This is a genomic window from Streptomyces tateyamensis, from assembly GCF_003205575.1.
Taxonomy (GTDB): domain Bacteria; phylum Actinomycetota; class Actinomycetes; order Streptomycetales; family Streptomycetaceae; genus Kitasatospora; species Kitasatospora tateyamensis.
On the sequence record NZ_PYBW01000222.1, the window covers coordinates 1 to 1034 of the forward strand.

Genomic DNA, 1034 nt, shown 5'->3' on the forward strand with positions numbered 1-1034 from the left:
ATCCCGCTGCTCCCTGACGGCGTGCCAGGTCGGTTCCGTCGTGGACCCGTGCTTAGGGTGGCGGTGAGGAGGCGAGCATGCGGGTGGGTCTGCACGCGCTCGGCATCGGTGACGGCGCCCGTCCGGAGGTGATCCGGGCCGTGGCCGCGGCGGCGGAGGCGCACGGTTTCGACCGGCTGTGGTGCGGCGAGCACGTGGTCCTGGTGGACGCCCCAGCCTCGCACTACCCGTACTCTGTCGACGGCCGGATCGCCGTGCCCCCGGACGCGGACTGGCTGGACCCGCTCCTCGCGCTGAGCTTCGCCGCGGCGGTCACCAGCCGGATCGGGCTCGCGACCGGCGTGCTGCTGCTCCCCGAGCACAATCCGGTCGTGGTCGCCAAGCAGGCCGCCACGCTCGACGTGTTGTCCGCGGGCCGGTTCAGCCTCGGGATCGGGGTCGGCTGGTCGGCGGAGGAGTTCGCCGCCCTCGGTGTCCCGTTCGGTGAACGCGGGCGCCGCACCGACGAGTACCTCGCCGCGATGCGCGCCCTGTGGTCGCACGACCCGGCCTCTTTCGCCGGGGAGTTCACCCGCTTCGACGCGGTCCGGGTCAACCCCAAGCCGTTGCGCGGCGGCCGCCTGCCGGTCCTGGTCGGCGGCAACAGCGCAGCCGCCCTGCGTCGTGCGGCGGCGCTCGCCGACGGCTGGTACGGCTTCAACGTCCCGGTCGCCGACGTCCCGGCGCACGTCGCCGTGCTCGCCGAGGAGTGCGCCCGCCACGGCCGCGCCATGGACGGCCTCACGGTCGCCGTGGCGCCGCGCGACGGTACCCCGGAGCACCTGGCCGAACTCGCCGCGGCGGGCGTCACTGAACTCGTCGTCGTCGCCGCACCCCCGCCGACCGCCGACGAGGCAACGGCGTGGGTCGGCGAGCTCGCCCGGACCTGGCTCCGCACAGCCCGGGTAGACACACCGTCACCGGGTGCCGCTCCGGCCCGCGGACCGGCCGGGTCAAGCCACTGGCCAGTGACGTGCCAGATGCGAGGCGGTGTC

General features: G+C 74.9%; 1 protein-coding gene. It reads left to right on the plus strand.

The window, feature by feature from the left end:
- Positions 1 to 77: 77 nt before the first annotated feature.
- Positions 78 to 1034 (plus strand): LLM class F420-dependent oxidoreductase (locus C7C46_RS32855; protein WP_110673568.1); only part of this gene is annotated, 957 nt, incomplete at its 3' end.